This is a genomic window from Streptomyces sp. NPDC013157 (assembly GCF_042899865.1).
Taxonomy (GTDB): Bacteria; Actinomycetota; Actinomycetes; order Streptomycetales; family Streptomycetaceae; genus Streptomyces.
This window is the reverse complement of record NZ_JBIBAK010000023.1, coordinates 1-25,985: the sequence shown is the minus strand read 5'-3', so window position 1 is coordinate 25,985 and position 25,985 is coordinate 1. Positions and strand designations below refer to the sequence as shown.

Annotated in this window: 14 protein-coding genes and 2 pseudogenes; 8 read left to right on the top strand and 8 right to left on the bottom strand. The window is 66.0% G+C overall.

What is annotated here, in order from left to right:
* Positions 1–285: 285 nt before the first annotated feature.
* The 4 genes from ACFY6U_RS45855 to ACFY6U_RS45840 form a co-directional block, all read right to left on the bottom strand.
* The gene (locus ACFY6U_RS45855; RefSeq protein WP_390048178.1) at positions 286–747 is read right to left on the bottom strand and encodes a PH domain-containing protein; all 462 of its coding nucleotides are present in this window, start codon (positions 745–747) and stop codon (positions 286–288) included.
* A 478-nt stretch (positions 748–1,225) separates the two neighbouring features.
* A complete protein-coding gene (locus ACFY6U_RS45850) occupies positions 1,226–1,555 on the bottom strand; it encodes a hypothetical protein (RefSeq protein WP_390048176.1) in 330 nt (109 codons plus the stop codon).
* A gap of 3 nt (positions 1,556–1,558) precedes the next feature.
* Positions 1,559–1,873 (bottom strand): hypothetical protein, encoded by a 315-nt coding sequence (locus ACFY6U_RS45845; protein WP_390048174.1) that lies wholly within the window; start codon positions 1,871–1,873, stop codon positions 1,559–1,561.
* Positions 1,860–2,423 carry a bifunctional DNA primase/polymerase gene (locus tag ACFY6U_RS45840; RefSeq protein ID WP_390048172.1) on the bottom strand — a complete coding sequence of 188 codons (564 nt, stop codon included), beginning with the start codon at positions 2,421–2,423 and terminating at the stop codon, positions 1,860–1,862. Before ACFY6U_RS45840 ends, ACFY6U_RS45845 begins: the two co-directional genes overlap by 14 nt.
* 403 nt (positions 2,424–2,826) lie before the next feature.
* On the opposite strand from ACFY6U_RS45840, the gene ACFY6U_RS45835 reads away from it, so the two are divergent.
* Complete coding sequence (locus ACFY6U_RS45835; protein WP_390048170.1) at positions 2,827–4,074, top strand: hypothetical protein; 1,248 nt, start codon at positions 2,827–2,829, stop codon at positions 4,072–4,074.
* Positions 4,075–4,093: 19 nt separating this feature from the next.
* Here the strand turns inward: ACFY6U_RS45835 and ACFY6U_RS45830 are convergent, their stop codons facing one another.
* Positions 4,094–5,023 (bottom strand): phosphotransferase family protein, encoded by a 930-nt coding sequence (locus ACFY6U_RS45830; protein WP_390048168.1) that lies wholly within the window; start codon positions 5,021–5,023, stop codon positions 4,094–4,096.
* 590 nt (positions 5,024–5,613) lie between these two features.
* Between ACFY6U_RS45830 and ACFY6U_RS45825 the strand changes: the two genes are divergently transcribed.
* Positions 5,614–5,934 carry a hypothetical protein gene (locus tag ACFY6U_RS45825; protein ID WP_390048166.1) on the top strand — a complete coding sequence of 107 codons (321 nt, stop codon included), beginning with the start codon at positions 5,614–5,616 and terminating at the stop codon, positions 5,932–5,934.
* 145 nt (positions 5,935–6,079) lie between these two features.
* Positions 6,080–6,607: a hypothetical protein gene (locus ACFY6U_RS45820; RefSeq protein WP_390048350.1), complete on the top strand. Its 528-nt coding sequence runs from the start codon at positions 6,080–6,082 to the stop codon at positions 6,605–6,607.
* Between the two features lie 16 nt (positions 6,608–6,623).
* On the opposite strand, the pseudogene ACFY6U_RS45815 reads toward ACFY6U_RS45820, so the two are convergent.
* A pseudogene (locus ACFY6U_RS45815) lies at positions 6,624–7,638 on the bottom strand (IS630 family transposase).
* A 761-nt stretch (positions 7,639–8,399) separates the two neighbouring features.
* Between ACFY6U_RS45815 and ACFY6U_RS45810 the strand changes: the two are divergent.
* Positions 8,400–9,130, top strand: a pseudogene (locus ACFY6U_RS45810) (site-specific integrase); the annotation flags it as partial.
* A gap of 92 nt (positions 9,131–9,222) precedes the next feature.
* Here ACFY6U_RS45810 and ACFY6U_RS45805 read toward each other — a convergent pair.
* Both ACFY6U_RS45805 and ACFY6U_RS45800 read right to left on the bottom strand, forming a co-directional pair.
* Positions 9,223–9,603, bottom strand: a complete 381-nt coding sequence (locus ACFY6U_RS45805) for a hypothetical protein (protein WP_390048164.1) — start codon at positions 9,601–9,603, stop codon at positions 9,223–9,225.
* A 1-nt stretch (position 9,604) separates the two neighbouring features.
* Positions 9,605–17,701 (bottom strand): ricin-type beta-trefoil lectin domain protein, encoded by an 8,097-nt coding sequence (locus ACFY6U_RS45800; protein WP_390048162.1) that lies wholly within the window; start codon positions 17,699–17,701, stop codon positions 9,605–9,607.
* Between the two features lie 787 nt (positions 17,702–18,488).
* On the opposite strand from ACFY6U_RS45800, the gene ACFY6U_RS45795 reads away from it, so the two are divergent.
* The 4 genes from ACFY6U_RS45795 to ACFY6U_RS45780 all read left to right on the top strand — a co-directional run bounded on the left by ACFY6U_RS45795 (position 18,489) and on the right by ACFY6U_RS45780 (position 25,836).
* Entirely contained in the window at positions 18,489–22,472 is a 3,984-nt protein-coding gene (locus ACFY6U_RS45795) for a LamG domain-containing protein (protein ID WP_390048160.1), read from the top strand.
* 212 nt (positions 22,473–22,684) lie between these two features.
* A complete protein-coding gene (locus ACFY6U_RS45790) occupies positions 22,685–24,361 on the top strand; it encodes a hypothetical protein (protein WP_390048158.1) in 1,677 nt (558 codons plus the stop codon).
* 122 nt (positions 24,362–24,483) lie between these two features.
* Positions 24,484–24,861 (top strand): hypothetical protein, encoded by a 378-nt coding sequence (locus ACFY6U_RS45785; protein WP_390048156.1) that lies wholly within the window; start codon positions 24,484–24,486, stop codon positions 24,859–24,861.
* Between the two features lie 507 nt (positions 24,862–25,368).
* Positions 25,369–25,836, top strand: a complete 468-nt coding sequence (locus ACFY6U_RS45780; protein WP_390048154.1) for a hypothetical protein — start codon at positions 25,369–25,371, stop codon at positions 25,834–25,836.
* Positions 25,837–25,985: the final 149 nt, after the last annotated feature.

Sequence of the window (25,985 nt, the reverse complement as noted above, 5' to 3'; positions counted from 1 at the left end):
GCAACTTCCCAAGCTGAGGGATCAGCACCACGTGCCGGCCGTGGTCGCTTGCTCTCTTGATGGCACGTGGTAAAGGCTGGTGGGGGTGCAGCGAGGCACACGTGCGCCTGATCGGTCGACGCACCCGCCCTCGTGGCTGACCGTCGTCGGCTGAGGTTCGTGCCACAACCGTGCCAGGTGCAAGGGGCAGCTACGGTCAACACCGGTGCCCTACGGTCGAATAGCCGCTTACTTCCTCGGCCGGTGATAGCCGCAGCTCAGCTCGCAGATCACCCAGCCTCTCTCCTAAAGCGGTTGCCCGCTGTGGAGTTGGGCATCAGCGATCCGGCGCACATCAGCGAACCGGTCATCCTGCCGAGTCCCACCTGCCAGACCACTCAGGGCGTACGCCGAGTACGTGAACCCGTCCGTCGTGTGGAACTGCGCACCCCAGTTGCCGAGGCTCACCGCGCTGACACTCGACCACGGCAGACGCTGAGTGCCCCAGGGGTTCACCATGACGATCATGTCCTTCTTGAGTTCCAGGCGGATGCGAAGGAGACCCCACCAGGCGAAGAGGCCGAACCCCAGGGCGACAGCAGTAGCGATCCCTGCGGAGCCCACGGACTGCGTGCGCGGGTGTGAGAGCACGCCCAGCCAGGCGGACAGCGCCCCGCACTCTGGACCAGCGGCCAGCACGTAGCCCATGAGCCGACCCGACCAGCCGACCCGCCACACACCGATGACGCCGTCTCGCACATCGTCCACGGTTCGAATGATCCTCGTCCGTGCCTCGCGGCGGAAGCGTCCGAGCCACGACGCCGAACCAATGCCCGACCGCCGGTAGTTCGGGACAGAGTGCTCGTGCCAGAAGCGTGCCAGGTTATAGGGGGAACCACGGGGAACAAAGGGGAACCAGTCGACCGCCCGCCGAGCCCCGATGTTGCTCCGTGGCAGGTCAGCCCTGGAGCAAGCCGTAGATGCCCTTAGCTTCCCAGGCTAATGTCCTGCCATTCAGGTCAGCTACGAGCCTCCCAGCCAGCCCCCGAGCGGGGTCTGCCGCTTCGTCCGGGCTGCGGCGCTGGGGCGCCGGTCCCGGCCGAGCGGCAGACCGACGGTGAAACGGCATAGCGCGTAGCATGCCCCGTACGTCATCCGCCGGGGGAAGCGGGACGTACGGGGCAAGCCGACTGGTCGCAGGAGCACTCTCGGACCGCAACCAACCGGAGTTTCGAAGTCGAAATGATCAGGCCGCGGACGGGCGTCGACGGGCAGTCATCGTCCCCTCCGCCCTCGTATCAACGTGGGTGGCCGTCTCCGCCGTGAGGCCCGACACGATCAGTTCGGCCAGCATCAGCGCTGCCTCCGGACAGATGCTGCCGAGGCGTACCAAGCCGTCGCCCGAGACGTTCACGTCAGCCGCAAGGCCGGGGAAGTCCGACTCCAAGCCCAGGGCTGTCAGCTGCTCAGCCAGGGCCCTGGCGCTGCGTCGGGCCTGTGCCCAGCCGCGGACGTAGGGGACGCCTGGCATCAGGTTCTCCGCACGCTTGGCGACTACGCCCCATCGGTCGGTCATGGTTCAACCCCTTTCCTCACGAGATTCGGTCGTCTCGTCGCCGCTCTCCGCTAGCCGCTGCAAGCCCGAAGCCAGCGCCAGCCGCAGCAGCTCCGCCAGTCGCTCCGCGGTTGCCGGCGACACGCGCCCGAGTTCGACCAAGCCGTGCCCGAAAGCATTCAATTCGGCCCGTAGATAAGGGAAGTCCTTCTCCAGTCCCGCCCGGATCAGAGCGTCCCGCAGGGCGGTGGTGGCGTTACGCGCGGCGTACCAACCGTCACTGTCCAACGGTGACCAGGTGGCAGCGTCGTGCCGGTCGGTGGCATCATCCCGCCCCATCGATCGAAGCCCCCTCAATCGCGGAGAGGCCGAAGGTGTCCGCGGCCCGGTAGCGCTCGCCGTACCGGTCCACCCGAGCCAGCAGTTCGGCGGAGGCGACGAGCATGGTCGCCAGGGCCACCGGACGGAGCGGGTTGGCCATAGGCCGCCGAGCCGGGGCGCGCAGCCACTCGTAACGGTCCCCGCGCAGGGGAATGGGGCCAGGGACGACGACCGCGGAGCCGCGGCTCAGGTAGCGGTAGGCGGGTGCGGTGCCCTCTTCCCGTGCGAGGTAGTGGAGGAAAGTCTCCTGGCTCCGCGAGCCCAGGAAGAAGCCCACACGTTGTGCCCTGTGATCGAGGACAGTAGGGCCGAACGGCAGCCCCCGGCGGAGCAGTTGGTCGAAGGTCTCCATGCCGACCCGCTGATCCACCGTCACCACGTCGAAGTAGCGGCCGGTCGGCAGCATGTACGGTGCACGGGGATCATCGATCCAGGTGGCGCGGCACCCCTCCGGATCGTCAGCCGCCGCGGAGAGCCATTCGATGCCCCTCCTGGTCATCCTCTGCACGTCATCTCACCTCGGTCAGACTCAGTTGCGGCCCCGATGCCGCCCTGTGTCCAGACTCAGGGGCACCACCCTGGCCAGGGCAGATGACGAGAGGTGACGGGGGATGACGCGTCACCCGCGCACGCGTCATCCCCCGTCATGTTGCAATCGCTCACGATCTCCGATTACTGGCAGCGCTCAGCGATGAGCAGCGCGTACATTCGGTCGTAGGGTCGAGGAGTCACGCGCCCAAAAGTTGCGCCAACGGGCCGATGCGGAGGGAACGGTCACGTCTTCGATGGAGCCGACCAGTGTTCGCTTACGGCAAGCCCGTGTGGTTCGAGGCTGGAGTCAGCCGCGGTTGGTGCGCGAACTCCGCCAGGCCGCAAGGCATCGTGGCCACCAGCTCCCGTCAGATGCGAGCGTGAAGCGCCGTATCGCCAGTTGGGAGAACGGCCACAGCGCGCCGGACGATTTCTACGGTCCGTTGCTGTGCGAGGCGTACGACCTCAGTGCCGCCGAACTCGGGCTGAACTACGAAGGCGAGCGGGACACGGGGCTCCTGGACGCCGGCTATCCGGAGAGCCCCGAGGGCGCCATCGAAGCCGTCGGTCAGCTGTGGCGGGCAGATCTCAACCGGTATGAGCCCCTGCTCCAGGCCGAGCCCTCCGAACCTGCCTGGAACGAAGCTTCGCTCCGGTGGTTGGTGGCACCCGGGCCAGCCGTTCCCAGGCAACGGCAGAACGGAATGCGCGTCGGTCTCGGAGACGTGGGCGCTATCAAGACCACCGCCGACATGTTCGCCGAATTAGACGACCGATTCGGTGGCGATCACGCGCGGCACGCAGCCATCCAGTACCTCAGTACCGAAGTGACGCCGCTGCTGCGCGGCCAATACACCGAGCAGGTCGGCCGGGCCCTGTTCTCGACCGTCGCGGAGGCAACGCTCCTGGCCGGTTGGATGTCCTACGACGCCTGTCGGCACGGCTTGGCACAGAGGTACTTCCTCCAAGCTCTCCGGTTGGCCCAGGACGCCAATGACCGCCGACTCGCCGGAAGCATTCTGTCGGCCATGAGCCATCAGGCAACGTTTCTCGGCCGGTATACGCAGGCCGCGACGCTCGCCCGTGCGGCTCTCATGGGCATCTCTCCCGTAGCCACGCCCACGCTTCGCGCCCAGTTCCACGCCATGGAGGCACGCGCGCTTGCCCGGACCGGAGACATCCGGGCCTGCGAAGCCGCCCTGAGTGCCGCCACAAAGGCGCTGGAGAGCCGGAACAACGACGACGAGCCCGAGTGGATCAGCTATTTCGACGAGGCCGAGCTTGCCGCAGAAGCCGCCCACTGCTTCCGTGACGTCAACAGCGCCCGGCAAGCCGTCGCCCACGCCGAGAACGCCATGAGTGGCAGCCATGTACGGAGCGACTTCTTCGCGACCATGGTTCTCGCCGACGCCCACCTACGCGCCGGGGACGTCGAGGAGGCCTGTCGCGTGGCACTCGATGCGCTTGACCTGGGCGAACAGCTCAAATCGGCGCGATGCGTCAGCTACCTTGCCGAGTTCCGGCGGAACCTCGCAGTGGCCAGCAGCAGTGCGGACGTGCAGACGTTCACCGAGCAGGTCAGGGAGAACAGGCTATGGATCGCCTCGGGCGACCATGTCGTTGTCTGATCCACACATCGCCGCGTCTTCAGAACGGACCCCATTGGTCTCGCCCCTCTCCGGTGCGAAGGGACCACACCCGCCGACCAAATTCCGCAGCGGCTGAGTCGCTGGTCGTAACCTGGTGGCCGAGCCACGCGACCATCATCAGTTCACGCAGGTCCGCCAAGGTCTCGTACCCGGGCCAGTTCATCACGTCGAAGCCGTACCGGTGAACGAACTCCGCGTAGTCCGCCTCTGTGTGCCAGCCGTACCGGTCGTAGAACATCGCCGTCTGGATCAGGTCCCACTCGCGCGGGGCGAGAGCGAAGCCGTCCAGGTCGATGAGCACCGCGTGCCCGTCCCGGTGACGGAGGATGTTCCCGATACTGGCGTCACCGTGGATCATGCCGAAGGGAAGGACGAAGTCCAGTCGGTCGTAGTCCTTGGAGAGGCGTGCGGCTCGTTCGTCCAGGAACGTCCGGTCCTCTGCCGAGATGCCGTCCAGGCCTTCCAGCGAGGCCGCCAGCTTGGCCAGCGGGTCGAAGTACGGGAGGCGGAGGGATTCAGGTTCCTCAAGCCAGTGGAGGCGGCGAAGGAGGTCGGCCAGTTCGCCGACCGTCGCGTACTCCTCGCGGTCTTGGACGCTCTCCCAGAAGGTCACCACCAGGCCGCCGACGACCAGCGGTTGCGTGACCGATGCCGGCACGCGCATAGCCGGGAAGTTCTGCGTCTCCAGCCACCGGGCCACACTCACGGCCCGGTCCATGTCCCCAAGGACGGATCGATCACGCGCGATGCGGACGATGACGGGTAACGAGGTGAGCCGATAGACCGCGTTCGAACCGAGCCGCAGCAGCTCGCCACCGCGGGAGTCGAGTCCGGCCGTCGCGCAGGCCTCTTGGAGTACGGGCTCCAAGCCCTCCGCCGTGAACTCCGTGCCGCCGCCGTCCGGTCCCCCGCTGCTGCCCGAGATCATGCTTCGACCATACGGGCCGGACGGACCGCCCGACAGGCCGCCCACGTAATAGGGGCGTAATGATCTTCATCAGCGGAGACCAGGACCGCACCTCCGGCGCAGGTCAGCACCCCAAAAGCGCAACGGCCCCTGATGGCCTCCGGAGCCGTGTGCGCAGGTTCGAATCCTGCCGGGGGCACATCCCATTAAGGCCCTGACCAGCGGAAACGCGGGTCAGGGCCTTTCTTGTGCATGCTAAAACGCACACGGCCACCCGATCGTGCGCCCTCGATCCTCCGAGCCTTCGACCTGCGGTTTTTCGAAGACACATGGATGGAATCCCAATTGTCCGATCCCGCGAAATCGCTCGCGCGGGACATACACGGGACGGGAACAGTGAAAGGCTGAGCCGACACCAGCAGACAACGGCTGCGACCTGCACTTTTTCGCGCGTGCGCGGTCGGAAAACATGCAGAGGAATGGGCCGTTTGACTTTCCGGATCAGCACAGGGCGCCGCTGCGAGACGGGATTTCATCCGGCATCGCGCCCACTGCTCGCGTGCTTGCCCGTGTCGGTACCACGGTGCCCCCGGATACGGCATGCTGGGCGTATGAGCAGGTACGCCGCAGCCAGGGTCTACGCGCTTCCGGAGTCACTCGACGAGCTGATCGGGCCGACCTCCCACACCGTGATCCTGCCCCGGCACATCGACTGGGGCCCCCACTACGAATATGACCTCGCCGACGAGGCCGACCTGCTCCTCATGTACGAGCGGGTCATCCGCGAGGCCCAGTCCACCGGCGACCTACGGGCACACCTGAACGCCGATCTGTTGCGCCGGCACTGGACGGACCTGTTCCTGCCCGCGCCGGCACGTGCAGCCTGGCAGGCCCGCTTCCCCGAGCTTTCGCCTGCGGCGGCCGCGGCATAGTGGACGAGCTGCACCGCCGGCTCATCCGCATCGGGCTCGACGCACTCGCCGACGACTTCGGTTACGCCCTGGCAGGCGGTTACGCCGTCCAGGCCCACCAGATCGTCAGCCGGGTCAGTGACGACGTCGACCTCTTCTCACTCCGATCAACCGGGCCACCGCCGAAATACCCGCAGCCACCAAGCGTGTCATCGCCGCCTACGAAGCCGCGGGCTTCACTGTCGAACTGGCCCACCAGAATCCCGAGCACACCTACACCCGACTGAACGTCACCGACCCCGTCAGCGGCGCCCAGGACAAGGTGGAACTCGCCGCCGAGTTCCTCAACCATCCGCCCGTGCCCCCCGAACTCGGCCCAGTCCTGCACCCCGACGACGTCGCAGCAGGGAAGACCAGCGCATTGGACGGCCCGGCCGAGGTCCGCGACGCCATCGACGTCGACGGCCTTCTCAAGGCCGGATACACCCGCGAACGCCTGATGGAACTGGTCAGGCAGAATGACGACGACTTCGATCCGCAGATGTTCGCCGACTCACTTGCCCGCATCCAGCGCTACACGGACAAGCAGTTCGCCGCCTGCGGCCTTGCCGCCGCCAAGGCCGCAGTGCTGCGCGAGCGGTTCGCCGATTCCGGTGGGGCCTCTTTCGCTGGCCCGGGTGGCTACTGTAACTAAAGGCCCGTCCTATTGATCAGAAACTAAAATGGTTCTCTTCAAGGGTGTAGCGAACGTGGGCGCGGCCGATGTGGGGCTGGCGTTGGCGGCGGTGGAAGAACCTGCGTGTCTCGGCTGCGAGTTGGGCCTGGTTGCGGGCCCTGCGGCTCATGGGCAGGCTGCGTTTTAGATCGGCGTTGACGAGTTCGTCGGGGTTCAGGTCGGGCGAGTACGAGGGCAGGAAGTGCAGCTCGATCCTGTCGGCGTGGTCAGCCAGCCATGCGCGGACCGCGCGGGAGCGATGTGCGGAGTGACCGCCCACCACCAGGTGGATCTTGCGGTCGAAGTGGCCGATGAGCCGGTCGAGGAAGCGGCACCTGACTTTCGCGTCGAAGGTCTCGGTGAACACCATGAAGTGCATCCGGCCCTTCGTGCTAATCGCGGACATCGCATTCACGGAGAACCGGTTGCCAGTGCGGCACACGACAGGGGTGCGGCCCTTCTCGCCCCAGGTGCGGCCGGTGACCTGATCGGAACGGATGCCGACCTGGTCTGCGAACACACCTCACCGTTCTCGGCCTTCGCCGTCGCCCGGATGCCGGCCAGGTCTCCTACAGCCAGGTCCGCACCGCCGCCGGGTTCTGCTCGACCGCGCGCTTGTCGGGCCGCTGGAACGACAGTCCCCAGCGCCGCAGGTACTTGCCCACCCCCGGCTCGGTCATCCGCACCCGATACAGCTTCGCGATCAGCTCACCCACCTGGCCACGCGTCCACAACTGGCCACGAAGACCCAGGTCACACGGCAGGTGATCCAAAATTGCCCGCCGCACCGCCGCCTACTCGGCCCCGGACAGCACCTGATGCTCACCCGCGCGCTGACCACGCGGACGCGCGGTCAGCGCCTCGCGCCCACCGGCCTGCCACTTCGCCCACCAGCCGTCCACCGCCTTGAGCGAGACCTTGAACACCGCCGCGACGTCCTCGCGGTCCCGGCCCTCGACCAGAGCGGCCACCGCCCGTAGCCGCAACGCTTCCTGCGCCGACGGCGACAACTGCCGTGCATCTCCCGCCAGTTCACTCACGCAGCATTCAATGACCCAGAACACTTAGCGTTTCAGATCAATATCCCTACCCGCTCCCACCAGTTAAGCGTAATTTATCGGCCACAATCGGCACTGCAACGAGGCATTGCACAGCAATCGAATTTTTGAATCCAAGATCGGGCCAAAATTCCAGCACAACACCCCCGACTCAGATACACTCCTTTCTTACGGCCACCCATGATTGGCTATCCATATTCATGGAGCCGCGCCGATTTCTAGCGTGGTTCCATGAAACCAGAAATGAGTCAATCCTACTCATGAGCCGCAAGATCCGGCTCAGCCCATGCCGCATGCCCAAGAGCATCCTTAGAAGTCAGGTGTCCGGTTGAGTCATCGGCTAGGAGCCGACGCACGCGGGAGCTGAAGTGAATCCGGTACTTAATGCCTTCCACCATCACAGCGCCAAGGTCTGTCGGGTCATCCACCTTGCAATCGGCGGGAAGTTCAACAACGTCCCATCCTGCCGACCGAGCCAGGTGAACCCACACCTCAAACGCCCTGTTGGCATCCATGGGGCGATAGCTAACCCCTCCAACTCGAGCAAAGATCTGGATAGGATCCACGCGCTCATCTTGCGGCATTACTCTTCCTAAATTCCATTTTAACGTTCAGCGACCCTTTATCCAGAGGTACTCCACCAAGCCGGTTCCCCGACTTCTTCCCAGATATAGACGAATGTGGATTCCGCATCTTCAGCGCCGCGTCTATGCGAAGAGGGAATCCCCCGAAACGTCGCCCACAACGTCCGCACCACACCCCGCCCCGCCGCTTCAACCCACACACCGCTTGACGAAGCCCGACGCTTCCTCACCGCTGCCCAGAACCACCGGCATGCCAGACTCTTCGAACTCGCCCTACGCACCGGCCTACGCTAGGGCGAACTCCTCGGCCTGCACTGGGAAGACCTCGCCGCCGGCACCGCCACCATCCGCCGCACCCTCCAACGCACCAACAGCAAGGGCCTGGCTACCCTCCCTACCAAGACCATCAACTCCGAACGCCGCATCGCCCTGCCCGCCTCCTGCGTCACCTCCCTCCGCGAACACCGCATCGGCAGGCCGAGGAGCAAGCCCGCGCGGGAGCGGACTGGCAAGGCAGCGGATACGTCTTCACGCGGTCGGACGGGCACCTGATCGAGCCCGCCACCCTCACCCGCCACTTCAACGCGCTACTCCGCGACGCGGGACTGCGGCCGATCAGGTTTCACGACCTCCGCCACTCAACCGCGACCCTCTTCCTGGAACAGGGCGTCGAACTCGTGGTCATCAAGGAGCTGCTGGATCACGCCCACATCGGCGTAACCCCGACGGTCTACGCCCACGTCCGACTCCGCCTCCAGCGACAGGCCATCGACCTCCTCGGACACGCCCTCGACAACCTCTCCGAGACCGCCGCCGACGACGGCGACGATCCGCCTCTTTGTGCAGCCCCCGTCCGCTGACGTTGCCATCAACTACTGCCGTCAGACACTACAGCGGCCCCACCTGAAACAGATCCCGGTGGGACACTGTGAGGCTTCTCCTCCCCGGGGTGTTACTCGGGACCAGCATTGGGGTCACCTTCGGAGGAGGAGCCAAACCCTAGGCATCCGACCACTTTGAGCGGTTGTGGATCGAGGTAGAGGGGAAACAGGTATCCGGCTCGCTCGCGATCGTCCACGTAGGCTACGAGAAGTCCCTGTTCGCCCTTTTCGGCAAGACTCGCAAGGCATTCAGCAACCCCGACAATCGGCTTACCACGCCGCTGCAGGCTTCTCACCCTCCCGCGAAGGATGCCTCGAAGCCTCGACGCCGGAAGGGGCTCGAGCCAGATCTCGAAAGGCGCTCCAGAAATCAATGCATTCTTGGCCTGAATGTTGGCCTCGGAGTCGGAATCGAATGCGGCGATCAATTCACTCGCGGAAACTTCGTTCATCTCATGGTCTCCTGATGGGCGACCAAGTCTCCCCGAAGTCGAAGCTTATATCGTCGGCCAGAATTTCATAAGCGATGAGATGTTCGTCTTCGAAGAACCTTTCATATTGGGAACCGTGGATCTGAATGATTCTTGACGGATCGATGCCTTCCACCCTAACGCGCAGCATCACACCTTCCCCAACATAGTCGTCCCCCAGATTTTCGGCGCCGAACTGGGCAACTTCGGGGTCGTCCGACCATGAAGTGTAGATGGTATCAGTCGCATTTCCACCTGAGTGATAATTGATGTCCGTGCTGGTTCCGCGGGGCACCGCACGGCCTTCCACAGCGGCGTCATATTCATGGTGCCCCTTAGCGAGCCCGCGGTACAAATAGCCATCGTTGAGATCGCAAATAGGGCCATCAGTATTGTGAACCAGGACCGGAGTGGCCCCTGCCAGAACATAGTACGTGTGGAGTTGCTGGACGGTGAGGTTCCAGCGGTTTGCCGTGCCGGGTGTGGGCTGGGAGGCGACGACGTAGGCGTGGCCGTTGATGGCGGTGTTGAGGGCGTCGCCAGTGTGAAGTTTGCCGGCGGCGACCCAGGTGCGTGTCGTGTCGTCCCAGAAGGGATGGTTGGCGGTGGTGTGGAGGGTGGCGGTGTGGCCGTCCTTGGTGCGGATGGTGAGGTCGAGCAGGTCGTGGTCGTGGTTGATCCACACGTGCTGGACAGTGCGGGCGCCTTGATGTTTGCCGGTCTCGGGGTTCGCGGATTCGACCTTGTCGCCGGTCTTGATTTTGCCGATCGGTTTGGTCTTGCCACCGTCCATGAGGACCGGGGTGTCAGGGGCGAAGCTGCAACGGCTCGAGGGCTTCGTTCTGCCCTTTGACGTACCGGACGATGGCTCGTCGGGTTTGGTGGCGGCGGCGTCCGCTTCTTTGGCCCGTTCCTGGGCGTTCGCGCGCTTGAGGGCGGCCAGGTCCTCGACGTCGGATGCTGCTTCGTCGAGGGCCTTGGCCCCTGCGCCGGCAGCTCCGGCGGCAACACCACCGACGTCTCCCTCGGCAGCCCCCTCTCCCGCGGACTCGCCCTCGCCGAGGAGTCCGCCTTCGCCGACACTTGCGCCACTGCCCTCAAGGCCGCCGCCTGAGATGACACCGCCGGCTACCTGGCAGGCTTGGTCGTGGTCGGCGCCGCCTCCGGTGAGCCAGAACTCACACTTGGCGACGTCGTAGAGCGGTAGTACGACAGCCACCACAACCTTGGAGACCACGTCGTGGGAATGGGAGGGGGACGAGCCGAGGGTGGGTGGTGTGCCTGGTGATGGCGAGGGAGTCGGAGACGAGTCGTCGGAAGTGTTGCCGTTGGAGTCGTCGGTGTTGGTGGTGTGGCCACCGCCCGAGCCCGCCTGGCCGCTGCACTTGCTCCAGCCGCCGCTGCACTGTGTGCCGTCGTTGTTGACCAGGACGGTTCCGGTCGGGTCGCTTCCAGAGGCCGGGTTGTCGCCGGCGTAGGTGTAGCCGCCCATCTGGTTGGGATCGTTCGACTCGAAGAGCGGGTCGGGGGTGAGGAAACGGCCCTGGGCGGGGTCGTAGTTGCGGGCGCCGAGGAGGTCCAGGCCGGTGGTGGCGTCGGTGGGCTGGCCGAGGTAGCCGTGGTTCTCGTCGGTGGAGACCCACGACGTGGGCTTGGTGCCGCGGGTGTTTCCGTAGGGGTCGTAGTAGCGGCGGGTGACCGCCAGGGTGCTGGCGTCGATGGCGGTGGTAGCGGTGCCCTGGGCGTTGGCGACTTCGTAGGTGACGGTCCCGCTGCTGGAGCGGCAGATGGTGGTGCCGTCCGGGCCGTGGTAGTAGCGCAGGCCGGTCCAGGTTTTGGCGGAGACGTTCAGGGTGATCTGTTCGGTGCCGCCGAACAGATACAGGATGCGGGTTTTGGCGGTGCCGTCGACGCTGTTGGCCTGTTCCAGCAGGTTGCCGTCGGCGTCGTAGAGGTAGCTGCTGGTGTTGGTGTGGGTGCCTGAGCCGGTGGCGACGGTGGCGGTGCGGCCTTCGGCGTCGTAGGTGAAGGTCTGGGTCTGGCCGGGCGGCAGGGCTCCAGTGCCGGCAGTGGTCCAGGTCTGGCCGGCGCTGCCGCAGGTGGCGAGGGTGAGCTGGGTGCGGATGGTGGCGCTGGCGCCCGGGTCGGTCACGCACATCGCGCTATTGGCGTTGCTGACCAGGGTGCCGGTGTTGGTGACCTTCCACTTCTGGGTGGCGTCGCTGTTGCAGGTGTCGATGACCAGGAGGGTGCCGGCGGTGGTGGCGTTACCTGTGGTGTCCAGGCACATGGTGCCGAGCACCTTCACGGTGCCGTCGGTGCCGATCGTCCAGTTCTGGGCGGCGGAGGCGTTGCAAGTGTAGGTACGGACCACCCCGCCGGGCGTGGTGGAGGCGCCTGCGTCGTCGATGCAGAGCTTCCCGCTGCCGGAAAGGGTGAAGCCGGTGTTGAGCGGGCCGGTGGTGGTGGTCTTCCGGCTGATGGTGTCGCCGGCGTTCTTGTTGCTGTAGGACGGGTCCGTGTAGGAGGGGGTCCAGGTCGCCGTGCCGGTGGTCGGGTTGCTGCTGGTCGTGGTACCGGCCTGGTCCGGGAGCGTGGCGGCCGCGGTGCCGTCGGTGCCGGTGTAGGCGGTGGTCTGTGTGGTGTTGTTGGCCGCGGTGCCGGTGGTGTCGTGGTTGACCATGCTGGTGCGGTCACCGAGCAGGTCGTAGGTGTACGTCTGCCAGTACGCGGCCGGGCCGCCGACTGTGCCGGCTGTGACAGGTGCCGTGGTGGTGGTCTGCACGGAGTTGGTGTTGCAGCCGCCGACGGCTCCGACCGGGGCACTGGTGGAGTTGGTGATACCTGCGGTGTCCGTCCAGGCGGCGGTCAGGCGCTGGAAGGAGTCGTAGGTGAAGCACTGGGTGTCGTGGGTCGTGTTGTTCTGCAGGTCGTCGATCGCCGTGATCTCGCCGGCCTGGTTGTAGCGGTAGTTGGTCAAGTCCAGTGGAGTGGTGGACGTCTGTAGTTGGCTTTCCGTCTGGGTGACCCGGCCGGTGGTGACGTCGTACTGGGTATAGGTGGCGAGTTCCTTGCCGGTGGGTCCGTAGTTGGTCTGCAGGACCCGGCCGAAGGGGTCGTGGACGGTGGTGTCCAGGTAGGCGGGTGTGTTGGACGAGCTGATGAAGCCGCCGATGCCGTCGAGGTTTCCTTGCTGGGTGTAGCCGTAGTCGACGTCCTCGGCGGGCAGGTTGCCGTCGGCCTGGTAGTGCACGGTGGACAGCAGGCCGACAGCAGGTGTGTAGGTCGCCGTGCTGGTGTAGGTGACCGTGCCGCTGCTGGGGGCGGTGGACTGCCCGGCCGCTGCGAAGCCGTCTGCGGCTGGCACGGTCAAGGTGCTGCCGGTCGGCTGGTAGGCCGTGTTGTAGCCGGTGACCGCCTGGGTGTATGCCGAACCGGATGTCCCACCGACGTACCGGGTGGACGAGGTCGGGTAGCCCTTCGCGAGCGTGTCGTATACCCAGGAGGCGAGTTCCTTGGTGGGGTCGGGGGTGGCCGACCAGGCCCCCTTGTACTCGGCTGTGGGGCGGTTGTCCCAGTCGTAGCTGTAGGACAGAACTTGCCCGCGCGAGTCTGTGGTTTGTTGCAGGTTGCCGGCGACGTCGTACTGGTCGTAGCTGGTGGTGCCGGTGTTCGGGTCGGTCTGGGACGTCTTCTGGCCCAGCAGGTTGTAGTGGTAGGACCAGGTGTTGCCGGCGTTGTCCTTGATCGTGTCGACCTGACCGGCGGGGGTGTAGGTGTAGGTGGTTGCGGCGTCGGCCTCGCTGGCCAGGTGCCAGGTGTCGGTCTTCCAGATCGCGGCGCCGGTGCCGTCATAGAGCACCATGTTGGCGTCGTTCTGGATCTGCATCACGGTGCCGGTGGTGGTTCCGGTCGACCACAGAGTGGTGGTGGCGCCCGCGTTGTAGACGACGAAGTTGCCGTCGCTCCGCAAGGTGGCAAAGGCTCCCGGGTTGCCGGAAGTGCCGGTCGACCACAGAGTTTTGCCGGTCGCGAGGGAGGTCAGTACCAGGTTGCCGTCGGCCTGCATGGCCAGCCGGGTGCTGTCCGAGGTCAGCGATGTACCTGATGGGATGACCTGGCCCTGGGTAAGTTTGACCGTGCTGCCGGTGTTCTTGACGACGCCTTTGGTGGTCTGCCCCAGTGCGTTGGTGTAGGTCGCGGTGGAGCGACCGCCGGCCGGGGCGGTGGTGTCCGTCTCGTCGGCACCGGGGTAGCTGGTGGTGCTGTGCCACTGCGGGACCGCCTGGTGCCACAGCGTGCCGGTGGTCGCGCGGCCCTCGCCGTCATACCCGGTGGTGGTCTCCGACGGAACCTGATTCTCGTTGGCCGCGTACAGGGTGGTCGAAGGGCCGTTGTTCGGCTCGGAGTAGGGCGCGAACGACGCGGTCTGCCAGCCGTGCGAGTCGTAGAAGGCGTCGGAGATGATCCGGCCGGAGTTGGTGTCGCCGTCAGCCGTGGCCTGGGTCTGGCGCGGCTGCAGCATCCCGTCGTAGATGGTGATCGACGAGGAGTAGGTGCCGTCCTCACGCAGTGTCTTGGTGGTCACGGCGGAGGGGTCGCCCGGCGAGGTGACAGCGCCGCCGGGCGCGGCGACCGCGCCCGGGTTGATCGAGTAGGTGAACGTCTCGTCCGCGCTCTGGCCAGACGCCTTGTCCCGGCCGGGTAGCCAGACGGCTGTGCGTCGGCCGAGCGCGTCGTAGGTGATGTCGGTCTTACGGTTGTTGGCGTCGACGTTCTCGGTGGCCAGGCCACGCAGCGGGTCGAGGGTGGAGGTGACCGTCCAGCTCTTGGAGTTGGTGGTCGTGATGCTGGTCGGGTTGGTGTTGCCGCCAAACGGGCTCCAGGCCGGGCTGAAGGCGGTGTGGGTGTTCTGCCCGGTGGCGTCCAGGGCGTCGGTGACCCGGCCGGCCCCGTCGTACTTCATGGCCGAGCTGGTCTGCCAGTTCTCCGTGGTCCCGGTGTAACCGGTGGCCGTCTGCACAGCACTGGCCTGTCCGACCGCCGTGCTGCCGGTCTGGTCGAGCTGCCCGAAGGTGCCGAGGTTGGTGAGGGTGCCGTCACCGTCGTAGTAGATCTTCTTGTCGGCGAGCAGCGTGCCGGAACTGGCCGCCGTGCCGCAGGGGCCGCTGACTGAGGTGACCTGGTCCGGGTAGGACAGGGCCATGGTGTTGGCGCTGGGCGGTGACGCGTAGGTGGTGGTGGCGCACTTCTCCTGCGCGGCCACGCTCACGTCGCCGTGCGCGTCGACGGTCGAGACGCGGCCCTGGCTGTCGTACGTGGTGTCGGTCCGGGTATGGCGCCATGTCCCGTTGGCGAGCAGCGCGTAGCCGTGCGACTGCGCGGTCTTGATCCGCAGAGCGTTCAGATCGGGGAGGGTCGACAGGTCCGGTTCGGTCTGGCCGGGGTTGTCGTCTTGGGTCCAGTCCGTCCACGGGGTCTGGGCAGCGTGGGCGGTGGTGGTGAAGGTGAACGGACCGTTGACGGTCACCGCGTTGACGGTGCCGGCCGCCGCCGTATAAGTGTCGCTCTCCAGGGCTTGGCCGGCGAGTTGGTCGGCATCCGTGACGGTCTGGACCGTGGAGCCGCCGACCTTGGCGTCCACGCTCACCGAGCGGCGGGTGCCGTCGGCCTTGTAGTCGCCGTCCATGCCCTGCAGGTAGGTGGTGGTCTGCTGGGTCACCGGCTCGGGAACCTGACCGGTCTGCACCGTGACCGTGCGGAAGCCGCGGAACTGGTCCCACGTGCGGTACTGGTCGTCCGTCTGGGCCGAGTCGTCCCGGTGCCAGGCGGGACCGGCGTAGCTGTAGGTGGAGACCTGTATCTCCGAGCCGGCCGGGATGTTCTGGCTGTTCGGTTTGTACTGGGAGGCGATCGTCAGGTCGGAAGCCGTGACGGTGTGCACGGTGGTCTTGTTGAACCAGTCCGCTATCGGCTTCGATGCGCCCGGAACCGTCCAGTAGACCGGATAGCAGGAGTTGGTGTTGCTGTCCGCGGCCGAGATCGACAGCGTCTTGTTCGCGCACGAGTTGGTGTTGTAGTTGACGGCGATGGACTCGCCAGTCTCGGTCTGGATCGAGGAGATCCTCGGCCGGTACAGCGGCGGCGCGGACGGGGAGGTGTCGTTGACCCGGTTGTCGATCTCGGTACCAGTGAAGGAGACCTGGTTGAGCTTGATGGCGCTGTTGCCGTTGCCGTAGGTGTCCTTGCCGGTGTGCTGGATCGACTGCAACCACATCACGGCCTGCAGAGAACCCACGTCCTTGGGGTCGACGGTGGTACCGGTGACCGGGTCGACCGTCCCGCCGGAGTCCGAGTACACCTGCCCCAGCTGGTAGCTGTCGACGTCGACGAGGTCGTCCGTCGAGGAGTCCTTGACGTGGACCTTCGTGGTGATGCTGTCCAAGCGGGTGGTGGACCAGAACGTGGGTCCGGCGGTGATGCAGACGTCGGTCGGCACGGAGGTGGACCCGGACGGCAGGGTGGTGCTGTCGGTGGAGTCGCAGTGCAGGTCCCACGGCACGTCGGGCCAGTGCGGGGCCGTGTTGTCGTTGAGGTTTCCGGCCGAGCAGTCGGTGAAGGTGTCCGTGGTCTGGCAGCGCTGCTTGGAAGTGAAGACCACCTGGCCGGCGGGCTTGCGGGCGGTCTGCTCGTCGGTGAGCGTGTAGCCGTAGGAGACGGAGTCGAGCTTGCCGCCGCGGACGTACGAGGTCAGGGTCCCCGAGTCACCGGTTGCGGCCTGGCCGCCGCCCAGGTCGTAGTAGTTGGTCTCGGTCGTGTAGTCGTAGCGCTGCACGAACCCGCTCGGCAAGACGATGAAGTCGAGGTTCCAACGCCAGCCCTCGTGCTTGTCGCACTGCGACGCCTTGCCCTTGGCCGAGTCGTAGCACGGATCACTCGATTCCGGGTGCAGTACCGGCACACCCCAGGCGGAATCGGTCGAGGAGTCGCCCGGAGTACCGGACTGCATCGCCCCGGAGGGGCCGGGGCCCGTCGGGGAATGGTCGGCACCGAAGTACGCGGCAGTGCCGTCCGTGGTCAACAGCCGGAAGTAGACACCGCCGTGCAGGCCATTGGCGGCTCCGGACAGTTCCTGGACCAGAGTGCCGTCGTCGCCCTGCAGCCGCCACTGCTTGATCTCGCCCGGCACGCTGGAGTCAACGCCGTCGGGCACCAGCTGCCCGGAGTGCGATCCGAAGGAGATGGTGGCGTTGTCGCCGGCCCAGCACTGGTCCCCGGATCCCTTGAGGATCTTCTTGCCGCTGCTGTCCAGCAGAGTGCCGCAGGAACGATACGCCCGCTCGACGAAGCCCGGCTGGTAGTCCCAGCCGTCACCGATCCAGGACGCCTGGGAGTTCCGGGCCGAGGTCTCCCCATCCTCGGACTGCGAGTCGTAGGACAGCGCCACCGAGGGGGCGTTCCCGCCGACCGCGGACGGGACATCGATCGGGTAGGAGTAGGTGAAGGCGCCGGTGCCCGAGGTCTGCCAGCTCCCCGAAGGGTTCAGGGAGGTTGCCGCGTAGTTGCCCTGGGAGCCGGAGCTGCCGGAAGTGACCTCCACAGTCGTCGTGTTCGCCGTGGTGGTGTTCGCGGACATCGGCTCGGCCGTGCCGCTCGCGGTACGTGATGCCGCAGCGCTGGAGGAGCCGATAGTAAGCGTGGCGGTCAACTGGTCCGCTGTCGCCCTGTTGGTGAAGGTGATGGGGGTCCGCGTCCCACACTGCTTCAGCTGAGGCGTGGTCATCGCACAAGCCGGCACCTGGAACAGCCGCAGACGTGAACCGAACCCACCGCCGTACGCCTTGGCCAGCGCGGAATAGTCGATGACCACACGCACCCTGCCGCCACCGGACTTCGCGTCGACGCGAGTGAAGGCGAGCAGCATGCCGTCGGCGCCTGCGCGCAGGGTCTGGGCGTGCGACGCGACCTTCACCTTGATCGCCGCCAGGCCGGATGCCTTGGCGGACCCTGACTTGTGCTTGGCGGCAGGTGCCGGTGACACCCACACCGGCAGGGCACCGGCCTTGACGGGCTTCGTCACCGGAAGGACGCGAGTGCTCGGGGAAGGCGTGGATGCCGCCTTGGGCGATGCAGCGGAGGCGCCGGCGGGACTGGACGACGGACTCGGCGTCGCCGCGGTGCCAGAGGCGGTGTTACCGGGTCCGGTGGAGCGCGTCAGGGAGACAGTTTTCGTGCCAGCCCTCGGCCACACCGGATTGACGGGCTGATAGCGGCTCGCTGCCTTGTAGCCCTTGGGGTGAACGGCGGCGGGTCGGCGAAGGGTATGACTGCCCACAGCCGGGGTCTTCGGCAGGGGCTTCGGATTCCACACCGTGCCCTTGAAGCGGTAGGGCCCCACCACCACGCCAGCGGCCATCGCAGCGGGCACGAGGAGTGTCAACAACGCGACAGCCGTTGTGGCGAGAGTCAGCGCTCTGCCCCAGATCCGGTACTGGACGCTCGCATACCAACGCCGCTTGCCGCTCACAGAATTCCCCCCACGACCAGCGGTCCTGACAGACCGTCGCCCCCCCCAATCACGCCCGCTGCGTGATCGTCGGGAGGCTATTGATGGGGACCGGTCAACTCAATACCCTGTGTCGGCGATGTGACCATGACGTATGCCAACTGAGTGCCCGATGTGCCCTTTCCGTGAAGTCACGAACATCAACACCTGATGGCAAACCGGACACCAAGCACACGGCTCGCCACGGCCTGGAAGTCCATTGATGTGGCGAAGATCACGAATGCAAAGCATTTGCAAAAAGAGGGGGAGTTGCTAAGTGTTGTCCGGGTATACCCGAAAGCAGCGCAGCAGAAGGGAACTGATGCGCCGTCTGGCGCTTGTCCCGGCGCTGGCAGGTCTGTTGCTCACCGTTCCAGCTGCACCGGCAAGCGCCGACGAGTCCGCCCCGGGTGATCCACTGCTGGCCGCCCAAGCCGAGGCCGTCGCCAGCGGTCACGATGTGCCCGTCGATTCCCTCACGACGGAGACCTCCACCGTCATCGCCACCCCCGACGGCACGTTCACCTCCACCACCAACGTCATGCCGGTACGGGTCCTCAAGGACGGCACCTGGACACCCGTCGACGCGACTCTCGCCACGAATGCGGACGGGACGCTCGCGCCGAAGGCCACACCGAACGACGTCACCCTGTCCGGCGGCGGCAGCGGCCCTCTGGTCACCATGACCAACGAGGACGGGCACAGCATGGCTCTGACCATGCCCTTCGCTCTCCCCGCGCCCACCGTCAGCGACGACACCGCTGTATACAAGTCCGTACTGCCTGGCGTGGACCTGTCCGTATCGGTCACCGACCAGGGTGGCTTCAGCGACGTACTGATCGTCCACGACGCCGCAGCCGCAGCCGACCCGCACATCAAAAAGCTCACCGAGGCCGCCTCCACTCAGGGCCTCGCCCTCTCCGCGACGGATTCCGGCGGCATGAACGCCACCACCGCCGACGGCACCGTCGCCTACACCAGCCCCCGCCCCCTGATGTGGGACTCCAGCACCCCTTCGGATGCACCCGCGGAAACCACGCCCGCCCCGGACACCACCACGGCCGATGCCGCCCCCGTGGCATCCTCCGCCGACGGCCCCGGTGAGGGAGCCAACGTGAACACGGTGCCGATGAGCACCACGTCCAGCGGCATCACCCTGGCACCGGACACAACCGTGCTCAACGACCCGGACACGACCTACCCGGTGTACATCGACCCGTTCGACAACCCGGTCAGCAAGGCATCCGGCCACTACGACGAGGTGTACTCCAGCTCCACTTGTTCCGACAGCCCGCAGTACGACAAACCGCAGACCAACGGCGAGGGCGTGGGCTACCAGCGCTGGGGCGGCGCCTGCGGCACCGGTCTGGAACGCTCCTACTACGCCATCCCCACCAGCGGGCTCGACCCCTCCATGCACGTCTACGACGCGCTCATCACCGTGAGCTCCACCTACGCGGCAAGCTACGACTGCTCACAGAACCAGCCGATCACCCTTCACACCACCGGGCCGATCGACTCCGGCACTGACTGGAACAACAAGCCCGCCCCCGTCGACGACAGCTACGACCCCGTCAAAACAACGATTCCCAGTGCAGCCAACTCCGGCAGCAGCTGCAGCAACCACACCGCGAGCTTCGAGGTCAAGGATCAGGCCCAGCGGATAGCGCAGTACCACAGCGCCAGCGGCGACTACTGGACAGTCAGTCTCTTCGGCAACGAGAGCATCTCCTCCGGCAACGACGACTACCTGCGGATGTCCAGCAAACTCACGATGACCGTGACATTCGACATCCCCCCGGACGTCCCGGCGAGCCTGCTCACCGCGCCGTCCGCAACCGGAGCCACCGGTTCCTGTGTCACCAGTGGCGACGGCTGGATCGGTGCGACCACTTACTCCGGTGCCGGAAGCAACGTTCAACTGCACGGGAAGGTCAAGTCGAACGTCTCCGGCGAGAACGTCAGGGCGATCTTTCACGTCTGGGACCGCACCGTCCTCGACTCCAGCGGCAACGCCCAGGACAAGGGAAACCCCACCACCGGCTACGTCGCAGCGGACACCGCCAGGGACGTCAGTGCGCCCATCGGGTTCACCCTCAAAGACGGCCACGAGTACGGCTGGGACGCCTACGCGCAGGACCACAACGCAAAGCCCCTGTCCTCCGACATCAGCGACCACTGCTGGTTCAAGACCGACTTCACCCCACCGGACACACCCGACATCGCCACGAACAAGTCCTTCCCACCCGCCGGCACCGGACCAGCCGACCCGCTGGTGTACGCCGGACCCGACACCACCCCCTTCATCGTGACCGCGACCGACGCTGCTCCCTCCGACACCAGCTGCAGCCCGAACGCCTGCCTGTCCAGCGGCATCGACCACTTCCTGTGGCAACTGGACAGCCAGCCCACCGCCACCACCGGCACACCGGCCGCCGTCACCAGCAGCGACAGCTCCGGCACCGTGACCGGAACAGTCCCCGTCCCGATCACCCACTGGGGCATCCACACCCTCTACGTCGCCGCAGTCGACGCAGCCGGGAACATCTCCCAGGCCCCCGCCAGCTACACCTTCACCATCCCCTGGGATCCGAAGACCAAAATCACCCCAGGAGACATCAGCGGTGACGGCGTACCCGACCTGCTGGCCACCACGAAGACCGGCGACCTCGAACTGATCCCCGGCGACACCGACCCCGCCCAGAGCCCCACCCCCGCCCAGACCGGCCCCATCACCACCACACCACCGCCCGCGATCAACGGTCCGGTACTCGTCTCGACTCCGGACGACTCGCCCGACCAATCCAGCTGGAACAACTACCTGATCGCTCACCGCGGCAACCTGCACGGCGCGGAATTCGACGACTTGTTCGCCTACAACAAGCAGACCAAACAGCTCTACATTGTCAAAAACGACCACGACCCCGTGGACAGCTCTACCCCGGATGAGAAGAACTCGACTTTCCCCGGCTACGTGGACAAACGCTTCAACAACGTCGCGAAGGAGAGCTGCGCGTCGTCCGACATAGTTTCCGACGATACACGCTGCCGCACGGCCGGATACAACAATGCAGGCTGGGACATCACCCAACTCGTGACACCGGGCAATGTCTACGGCAATTCCAACAACTACCCAGCCGTCATCACCGTCGAGAACAAGAAGCTGTGGCTCTATCAATCCGACAGTATCGGTCATTTGAAGAACCCGATTCTCCTCGGTGACGGCGACTGGTCCGGCCTCACCCTCATCGCACCCGGCACCGTCGGCGGAACCTTCAGCTCCGACTCCAACGGCGACGGCAAAGTCACCGATGGCACCCCCACCCTGTGGGCCCGCGACAACACCACCGGCGCCCTGTACACCTACTCGCTCGCCCTCGGCTCCGACGGCCTGCCCCAGATCCTGCACGCCACCACCCACACCGCTCTGCCCCTCACCCTGCCCCCGACGGTCTACCCCCAGATCGCATCGTCCGGCGACGTGAACAGCCTCTCCGGCGGCCCGGACGGCAACCCCGATCTCTACGTCACCGACACCCACGGCGAACTGATCGAGTACCCAGGTACCGCCCCGACCAGCACCACCGCCAACTTCGCCGCCCCTGTCTCCCTGGGCACCGCCGCCAACGCCGCGACTCACTGGTGGAACCTTGACGACGGCACCGGCAACACCGCCGCCGACTGCGCCACCGCCACAGACTCCGGCTGCAGCGGTGGGCTCCCAGCCTCGCTGAGCGGCGCCTATACCTGGAGCAGCGACTCGACTCGAAGCAAGTACATCAACCTCAACGGCACCACCGGCCATGCCAATACCTCCGGGGCGGCCGTCGACACCTCGCGGGGCTTCACCGTCTCTGCCTGGATCAAGCTCAATTCGTCGTCCGCCAATTCGACATTCGTCTCGCAGGACGGGGCCGTCAACAACGGCTTTCAGCTGTACTACTCCTCGGGCGCCCAGGCGTGGGCCTTCGGCAGACACAGCACCGACGCGAGCGGTGCCGTCTGGCAGGCCACCTACGGCAGCAAGCCCGTCATAGGCAAATGGACACACCTGGTAGGCGTCTTCGACGCCACCAACCAGGAAATCCGGCTCTACGTCGACGGCAAACTCACCGCCGCCAGGGACTGGACCTACACTCCCTGGAACGCGTCCGGCTCCCTCCAGATCGGCCGCAAACTCTCCTCCGGCGCCTACGGCGAGTACGCCAACGCAGGCATCAGCGACATTCACGTCTACAACACCGCCCTGCCTCCCGCCGACGCAGCCGCTACCGGTGACAACCCCGCCATCAGCCAACTCGACTGACCGCTGAGGGACGTTCAGGCGCTCGACCAAGTCACTTCGGTCGAGCGCCTGCCGAGTCCGCGGGGCGATCATGCAGCAGACCTACGTACCGAACCGTCAGAGCACACCACTACAGTTCTCGATCACTTGACAGACCCAAGAGTGCCGAGGGGCCGCAGCCGGATCCTTGCGCTCTCGCTTGCAGAGTCGACCAATTCTCTGGGGGGACCATCATGAGACGCAGCACCTTCTTGGCGGCGGCCACGGCAACCGTACTGACCGCCAGCCTGTTCACGGGCCTCACCCCAGCCCGGGCGGACGGCACCACCGACGGCCCCGTCCTGGTCGACGCCAACGGCTGGGACGAGCCGGGTCTGGTCTTCGTGACAGCGCACTCCGACAGCCCGATCACCCGCATCACGGCCCACTTCTATCCGCTGGACGCACCAGACGGAGCCCCAGAGGCCGGATCAACCGAGGACTTCACCCAGTACTCCGGACAGGACGCGACGTCCGGCACCTGGCGGGCACCGGTCCACCTGGCGGAACTCGGCGACTACCGGGTCACCGTCGACCTCCAGGACGCCTCCGGCGCCACCGTCACCGGCGCCCTCTCCCCCGACCCCCTGCAGTACCGGACCATCCTCACCATCCCCGACCTCGCCGCGACGCCCAGCGTGCCGGACTACCTCCACCAGAACGTAGACGTCAACGGAACCGTGCTCGCCAAGGATCCCCGCCACCCCGACACCCCCACCCCCGCCGCCGACGTACCCGTCGACATCGAGACCGGGCGCGGCCGGGTGACAGCGACCACCGCAGCCGACGGCCGCTTCAGCACCACTTTCGTCCCCGTCCAGACGTCCATCTACCTGTCCGCCTCACCCCTGGCCTCCAGCACCTACCCCGGGGCGATCGGCCTGCTGACGCCCTCGCAGTACCTGCACACCACCCAGGCACCGGTCCGCTTCTCGGCAAGCACCCACGCCCTGAACCTGAAACAGGGCGCCACCGGCACCGTCACCGGCCACGCGGAGATCCAGACCACCGCGGGCTGGCAACCACTGCCGCACACCGCGATCACCCTCTACGGCCTCGACTCGGACGGTCTTCCCAAATTCCTGGTCGGCCAGACCACCACCGACAGCAAGGGCGCCTACACACTGCCCGTCTCCTCGTACAACGCCGCCCCGACCGCCGAACTCATGGCGGGCACCGACAACATGCCCTTCCAGCAGATCGCCACCGAACCCTTCAGCCTCCACGTCGCCTACACCACCCACATCGACCTGACCGCGTCCCTCAAAGACAACGGGACCATGCCGACCTACGGCTACGTCTACTACGAAGACGCACGCGCCCACTGGCCCGCCAAGCCCACCGTCACCCTGCAGTACTCCAAGGACGGCAAGACCGGCTGGAAGAACGCCGCCACCGTTCCCCTCCCGATCCGCTACAACAAACCCCTGTTCCAGGAGACGTTCGCCCGCACCCTCACCGCGCCGGACACCGACGCCTACTGGCGAGCCCGCTTCGACGGCAACCCCGACCTCGGCACCAGCACCACCAAGCCCGTCCACCTCTACCGCTACGCCACCCGCATCACCGGCTTCCACGCCTCCCACGACCCAGTCCGCAAGGGACAATCGATCAGCTTCGCCGGCACCCTGCAGTACAAGAAGGGCACCACCTGGAAGCCGCTCTACGGCGGCTCCCCCAGCCTCTACTTCAAGCCCCGCGGCTCCAGCACCTACCACTACGTCTGCGACCTGGACACCGACAAGCACGGCCACCTCGTCGGCATGGTGAGCGCCGAGCGGGACGGCACCTGGGCCCTCGCCGTCAACCGCCAGACCGGCGACCACTTCCTCAGAAGCGCCAGGGTCACCGACTACGTCGACGTCCGCTGATCCGCATCACGGCTGGCACAGTCGAAGTGGCTGACCGCCTCCGTCGAACGCGACGCCGCGCAGGTCTTCGGCACGGCGTTCGACGAGGCCGAGCGCCGCGACCCGACCAGGAGCGGGAATGGGTGATGCTGGTCGGCGGCGCCCGCCATCAGCTGGACCTGATCCATGATCAGTGCGACGCGCGCGGGCTGGAGGTACGCCTGCTGATCGACTTCGTGCACGTGCTGGAGTACGCGTGGGGCGCGGCCTGGTGCTTCTTCACCAAGACCGGCCCCGCCACCGAGAACTGGATCGGCGAGATGGCCCTGGAGATCCTCCAGGGCCGAGCCGAGCAGGTCGCCGACGACCGCGTCAGCGATGGACCTCCCACCCGGCCCGAAGGCCCAGCACGGACGCATGCCCTCAGGGCATGCGGACAAGCGGCGGCGGGACACGCTCACCAGCCATCGTCGCCCCGACACCACGCGGGAGCACCCCCGGCGCACAACCGGCTCGCTTGACCTGCGCGCGCACTCCGGACAGCCTCGCTGTTCGATTGAGTGGCGCATCATATACCCCTACGTTTGTCCGAGGAAGCCGTGATCTACGTCATGGTGCATGGATGGACCGCCAACGGAGAATGATCCGGACAAGACGAGCGAATAGGTGATTTCATTCTCGCGGGACATACGCGGGACGGCGGGCCCGACGGAGCGTCAGCTAGGCCGCTGACCTGCGGAACCACGCGGGAATCGGACGCTCCGGAGCCGTGTGCGCAGGTTCGAATCCTGCCGGGGGCACTTCGCATGAGGTGCCTAAAGACCCCGCCGCCAGCGAGTTTGCTGGGTGCGGGGTCTTGTTGTTTGTGCAGGCGGATGCGGCTCGATGCAGCTCCATGACAGTGATCACGTAATGACGACGTAATGATCTTGAAGGCTCTCTTCGCAGGCCAGGCACCGTTTCGAAGGTCCCGAGCAAGGCTCATTATGGACCTGGGCATGCAAACGATCTTGTGATCTCATACTGCCGTGGATGGTGTCATCTCAGCCTTAATCGCCATTGCAGGGACGTTGTTGGGCTCCGCCCTCACCTACGCGTTTCAGCGCAACGCGTCTGCCCGGGACCAGTTGTTCGCGTCTCAGCAACAACTCCGCTCGGACCGGATGAACGTCTACAGCGATATCGCCGGAGCACTGACAGAGTTCCGGCGCGGGCAGCAGGATCGCTGGCACCGCAGGAGCGAGGATCCAGACGGCTCCGCTTTCATCGAAGCTCGCACGGAGGCTTACCGACTCCGCGGGATCGCCCTCCACGCGTTGTTCTGGGTCCAGCTCATGGCAAGCGCGCGGGCACTGATCGATACCGCACAAGACGCCTACGCCCTGACATCCACCGTGCACAAGGCAGCCGACAAAACGGAGCTGAGTGACCTCGGTGCGCAGGCGCGAGAAGTTCTGGAGCAGTTCGTCAAGCTCGCCTCATCGGACGTGCAGTAACGCCGAAGGGCCCCGGATCTCTCCGGAGCCCCTCTCCAGCCTGACCAGCTCTTTTAGGGTCCGTCTTCAAACGGATCTTGCCCAGAGCAGGAATGAGGCGAGAGAGACCGCTGCTTCGTAGGAGGTGGCGGTCTTGTCATACCGGGTAG

Bases quoted from the DNA above. Each gene is read 5' to 3' on its own strand.
- ACFY6U_RS45850 (WP_390048176.1), bottom strand. From the start codon at position 1,555: ATGACCGACCGATGGGGCGTAGTCGCCAAGCGTGCGGAGAACCTGATG.
- ACFY6U_RS45845 (WP_390048174.1), bottom strand. From the start codon at position 1,873: ATGGGGCGGGATGATGCCACCGACCGGCACGACGCTGCCACCTGGTCA.
- ACFY6U_RS45830 (WP_390048168.1), bottom strand. From the start codon at position 5,023: ATGATCTCGGGCAGCAGCGGGGGACCGGACGGCGGCGGCACGGAGTTC.
- ACFY6U_RS45825 (WP_390048166.1), top strand. From the start codon at position 5,614: ATGAGCAGGTACGCCGCAGCCAGGGTCTACGCGCTTCCGGAGTCACTC.
- ACFY6U_RS45805 (WP_390048164.1), bottom strand. From the start codon at position 9,603: ATGAACGAAGTTTCCGCGAGTGAATTGATCGCCGCATTCGATTCCGAC.
- ACFY6U_RS45795 (WP_390048160.1), top strand. From the start codon at position 18,489: ATGCGCCGTCTGGCGCTTGTCCCGGCGCTGGCAGGTCTGTTGCTCACC.
- ACFY6U_RS45790 (WP_390048158.1), top strand. From the start codon at position 22,685: ATGAGACGCAGCACCTTCTTGGCGGCGGCCACGGCAACCGTACTGACC.